Annotated in this window: 4 protein-coding genes and 1 pseudogene; 1 reads left to right on the top strand and 4 read right to left on the bottom strand. The window is 58.6% G+C overall.

Going from position 1 to position 5,075, the window contains the following annotated elements; genetic code table 11:
* Positions 1-678: 678 nt before the first annotated feature.
* The 4 genes from CKW40_RS41835 to CKW40_RS41820 all read right to left on the bottom strand — a co-directional run bounded on the left by CKW40_RS41835 (position 679) and on the right by CKW40_RS41820 (position 4,009).
* Positions 679-903, bottom strand: a complete 225-nt coding sequence (locus tag CKW40_RS41835; protein WP_095205327.1) for a hypothetical protein — start codon at positions 901-903, stop codon at positions 679-681.
* Positions 904-1,705: 802 nt separating this feature from the next.
* Positions 1,706-2,914, bottom strand: coding sequence for a beta-ketoacyl-[acyl-carrier-protein] synthase family protein (locus tag CKW40_RS41830; protein WP_095205326.1), 1,209 nt, complete (start codon positions 2,912-2,914; stop codon positions 1,706-1,708).
* A 1-nt stretch (position 2,915) separates the two neighbouring features.
* Entirely contained in the window at positions 2,916-3,170 is a 255-nt protein-coding gene (locus CKW40_RS41825; RefSeq protein WP_095205328.1) for an acyl carrier protein, read from the bottom strand.
* Positions 3,171-3,418: 248 nt separating this feature from the next.
* Entirely contained in the window at positions 3,419-4,009 is a 591-nt protein-coding gene (locus tag CKW40_RS41820; protein ID WP_095205325.1) for a NodA family N-acyltransferase, read from the bottom strand.
* Positions 4,010-4,286: 277 nt separating this feature from the next.
* Here CKW40_RS41820 and CKW40_RS46175 point away from each other — a divergent pair.
* A pseudogene (locus CKW40_RS46175) lies at positions 4,287-4,421 on the top strand (IS1380 family transposase); the annotation flags it as partial.
* Positions 4,422-5,075: the final 654 nt, after the last annotated feature.

Genomic DNA, 5,075 nt, shown 5'->3' with positions numbered 1-5,075 from the left:
AACCAAACACGAACGTGGCTCATTGATACTGGGTCCTAACTGAAGGGCGCCTCGTGCGCCCTTCATACGTCGACCTGCGCAGGCGAATTGACCCGATACATTCGAGACGTTGACCTTGTTGCCCATTGGTCGACGCCCTCGGCCTGGGCCCAAATGGAAATGCCTAGACGCGCCTGTTGAGCACGATGACTTTGCGGTTGCTGCGGAGTGGTCCGGCCGGCGTTCGTTGCCGACATCTTTTTCCCGGACGTCATGTCTGAGCTTATGTGCCTGCTGGATAGTTACAGGCTTATCGCCGCTGGTCTGCCACCCGACTTTCTCCCGGCGGCTATTAAGGCATCGGACGTTTCAATTGCCCTGGGCCAGGCTTTGGTGGCTTGGCCTGCAAGCATTATAGCGAGCCCGCCTGGGCGCAACAAAAGTGGGCTGGGTCACAAGCGCCCGGCGTGCGCTGTAAGGCTTAAGGCTCGAGGCCCCGTAAAAAGGCCAGCGTAGTTCCTGCCTTCGCCGAACGACAGAGAACTATGCCTACTGCGCGCGCTCCCCTGCGCGGGATGATCGGCTCTTTGCCGCGACGGGCGCCGGCTATGGCGAAAAGAGTGCGCCACCGGCCGCTCCGCGCAATGTGGATCGACAGTGCGCCTTGACCAGCGCGCCACGCTCGCAAACATACGACGTTCACAGGCGCACGCCTGAACGACCGATCCGCATGGTTTGGGGTGGCAAAGGCTTATCGTGAACGTTGCTGATGAAGGCGGCGCGCCAGGCAAAGGTGTTATATTTTTGCAGGACCAGCCGCTTTGCCTCCAGTATTGCAGCGCGGCGTTCTTTCCAAAGATCGGAGTAAACGACTTCTTTGATTTTTTCGAAGACCTTGGCGTCCCCCAAAACAATGAACACCATCGATTGGGGAATCGTTTCAGAAAGGAAGCAATCCACGAGCTTCGCTGTAAATTAATACCCTGCAGGTGTGCTTTCTAACGCCACGCTATACCAATGTGGCTTAAGAACCTCCCATTTATCCAGGACAGGCTGAAAACCTCATCCGAACAGATCGAAATCAACCTCTCGTCTGAGTCTTTCCAGAAACGTCAGCCGAGAGCGGTGACCTTCCAAAAGACCGATGTCGCTGGTGATCCGTGAGAGCCGACGCGGCTGTCGGTTGCTTGAGTGACGAGCAGTTCGTCGTATGTCTTTCTTAGGGTCCATGACCGGGTGATTGGGGGGACAAGTGAATTGGCGGCCCGCATTTTTCTGAGCAGCCACTTGCGCATCGGAAAGTAAGGACAATGGAATTTTTACCTTGCCCCTCGTGCAAAACACGCGGTGGGCGGTTCCCCCCGGCAAAGATCACACGGTTCGGCCTGGCCTCGATCTCGACAGGCATCAGAACAGAATTGAAGATAACATGCCAGTCAGGTGGATAAGAGGTTTTACGCACCAACGCGACATCATTCCAAATTCCACTACCCTGAGGAGCGAGATGATGAATTGGATCATCCAGGTCCCCCAAGCGTCGAGACATCTGACGACAATTGGGGCCGGACGTTCGGGCCAGCAACTTTCCAAAGGCCAAGCTCATCAGACTACGTTCTTCCCTTCCGTGGGGCCCCGATGCGGTGGCCGAACACGAGGCTCGGCGAGCTGCTGCCCGGCGACAAAGATGCGGCCGCGCCCCATTCACCGGCAAAGTAACAGCAGCCCGTCAAACCTGCCTGAAGGCCAGTACCGCGTTGGTTCCCCCAAAAGCGAATGCGTTGCTGAGTGCCACGCGTACCTTGCGCTCGCGCGCTTGGTTTGGAGTGACATCGAGGTCGCAGTCGGGATCTGGTTCACGATAGTTCGCCGTTGGCGGCACGACGCCCTCGCGGATAGACATCACGCAGGCGATCATTTCGATCGCACTGGCAGCACCTAGGCAATGCGCATGCATGGACTTTGTTGAGGAAACGGCGAGCGAATGGGCATGGGCACCAAAGACTCGTTTGATCGCTGCCACCTCGATCTGGTCGTTCGCCTTGGTGCCGGTGCCGTGCGCATTCAGGTAATCGACGTCCTCGGCGTTCAGCCTGGCATCAGCAAGGCACGCACGCATCGCGTCCTGCGGCCCCTCGACAGTCGGCGTGACCAGGTGGTTCGCGTCGGCGGAGAGGCCGACCCCGGCGATTTCGGCGAGGATGGTGGCGCCGCGCGCCTTGGCATGCTCATAGCTTTCCAGAACGGCCATTCCCGCTCCCTCGCCCAATACGAGACCCCGCCTGTCGGCGGAAAAGGGACGGCAAGTATCGGGCGCAAGCACGCGCAGCGCTTCCCATGACTTGAGCAATCCCCATGCGAATGGAGCTTCGCTGCCGCCGGCAAGCATCACATCGGCTCGACCGAGCCTGATCTGGTCCACTGCCGACGCGATAGCATGGTTAGCCGACGAACAGGCTGACGTGAGACCGAACACCGGACCGCGCAGGCCGAGGCTCATACTGACCTGCGCGGCGGCGGCCGCCGGCATGATCTTGGGGACGGCAAAAGTGGATGTACGGTTGGCGTTCCGCAAAAGCAGAGCGCGATAGTTGTCTTCCATCGTTGCCGCACCGTAAGCACCAACGCCAATCGTAGCACCCCAGCGACTTGCATTTCCTTCCTGCGACGAAATGCCAGCCTGCCGCGCAGCCTCACGTGCCGCAATAACGGCGAGCACGCTGAAGCGATCCATCGTGAATAGTTGCTTGCGGTCGATATCATGATCTGGAAGCACCTTAATCTCGGCGCCAATTCTGGCTGGCGCGTCGCAGGGCTCGGAGCTGACGATAGGGCCGATCGCGGACCGCCCTTCTCGCATGCCTTGCCAAATTGATGCAGCGTCCGTGCCCAGCCCACAGAGGCCGCCAACGCCGGTAATCACCACCCGCCTGTCCATCTCAGACCTCCATGGCAATCAACCCGCGAACTGCGTCAACGAGGTCCGAGACCTTCTGCAAATCGGACCACGCTTCGGCCGTGCTCAGCTCGATCTTGATGGCGTAAGCCTGCTCCAGTTCCCACATGATGTCAGTCAGTCCCAAAGAATCGATGCCGAGCGATGACAACGTCGTGTCGCTCGTTATCTCGCCGCCGCCCCACATGGGATGGCTTTGCAGCCTGGCTATCACGTCCGTCGTTAGTTGATCTGCCATTTTGCCTCCTTCAAGGGTTGGCCTAATCTGGGTGCTGTGTATCCACCTCTCAGCCGAGCTGCTGAGAAGCTGTTGGCGATGCGGCTCACCTGGGTGAATGGACATTTGACAAAAAAAGCTGCGCACGGCAGGCCTAGGCGCCGGAGGCGAACTGCCACAACGCCCCCTTCGCGGCTTCGGCTTTGCAAAAGCCGAGAGCCGTCATCAAGGCCTCACTCTGCACGCTTTGAACAAGCCGTTTGGGTCTCTCATAGCTCTGGCCCGTTTCGATCAATCGTCGCGCCAGCCGGCCAGTCGCTCATAGAGCCTTCGACCGGCAACACCCACACGACCATCTCATCGGTGCGTGTTGGGGGCAGATCGGGATAGACGTCAGGTTGCGTAGAGCGGACGGGCACTGCTGGGAACATGGTCCCAAAGCCGCTTCGGCAAAACCTCTCCACATGATTGCGCATCTGCGGCCGAACTGCGCCAAAAATGAAGGGCACCTTAAGCTTGTCTAGGACTGAGGCTATGGCACGCATCGAATAGGTTATTCCTAGTCTCTCGGAGTCCTGGCGGACCCCGTACAGGCCCAGCTCAGCAACCAGCATCTCGACTTCCCCGACTTTGATGAATCGGCGCAGCAAACCCATATGGGCAACCACGCCATTTGCATCGTAGCCGATGGCACGAAATTCAGGCCGCGCTTTTGCCCAACTGCGGTGGCCTTCGAACAGCTTGTTACGGGAGGATATCGTCGGTCCGTAGAGGGTTCGGAAGAACTCGGCGAGCTGAGCGTGATCTGCAACAGTCAGCTCACTTTCCCAACACAGCTTCCACTGCATGTTTGAGGACATGCAAATTCTCCTTCTGACGACGCATTGCTATGCCGCCGCGGCGCTCCCGGCGGCGTGGTTCTCTCCTAGAACCGGATTGTCAACTGCAGCAGTTCACACTCTTCGTAAAATAGATTGTTTGGATGCCACTCATCCGCGCTGCGAATGACGAATGCCATGCAAATGCTGTTTGGCGCCGCATCTTCGTCCGGCTCGTTAGCCGGTGGGCAGCTCACCGCACTCGCCGGGGCGCGCAAATTGTTCGGCGCCCGGCCAAGGGCCGGCGTCGAGGGGACGCATGATGTGGCCCTCGCGGGTCGCGATGCCGAAGCGCTCGAGCTTTGCAGTCGCACAATTCGACACGCTGCGTTTGCGCCTCATCAAGATCGCCCGCCACATGGTCGGGATGAAGACGCGAATCCGCCTGCACCTGGGACCTCCTCCGGGGCCGAGATTTCGACCGACGCCAGCGTCAACGCGAGCTTTCGAATTCCAGTGCCTTTTCCGGACAGGATCGCACAGCTTGTGTGGCGATCAATTCCCCCCTTGGCAACTTTGTGTGTCACCGGGCGTGATGTAACCCGCGTCGTCGAGCTTGAAGATGTTTTTCAACAGAGCGCGTGAGAGGCAGCATTAAGAACCGTGCCAACCCCTCAAAGCCACCCCAAGAAGGATTTGTTATATCCAACAATCGCCAGCGTGCCGGAAAACCTTTCGACAACTAAGGCTGGAACGGCAGCAACCCGCCTTCTCGATATCGTGAACGCCGTTCTGGCTCGCAAATGCTCCGTTAACCCGGATGTGAACTTAGACAAGAAAGACCGGACGGGGCGCTCGAAGTCCTGAATTCCGCCAACTGACGCCCCACTCGTCGGGAAGAACCAGATGCTGCGCCGGTCGTTGACCAACGGCAAAGTGCTGTCGGTCAGATCTTACCGGACGTGCGTAGAGCCCGCATATTGGCCTGCTGCCGGTTTCGTGGACACCGAGATAAGGTGTTTAACGGAACTGGAGAGTGGGAATGCAAAGAAGGAAGTTCAGCCGCGAGTTCAAGCTTGAGGCGGTGAGATTGATCAAGGATCGGGGC

The sequence above is a fragment of the Mesorhizobium carmichaelinearum genome, assembly GCF_900199455.1.
GTDB lineage: Bacteria > Pseudomonadota > Alphaproteobacteria > Rhizobiales > Rhizobiaceae > Mesorhizobium > Mesorhizobium carmichaelinearum.
This window is presented reverse-complemented; position numbering and strand designations above follow the sequence as displayed.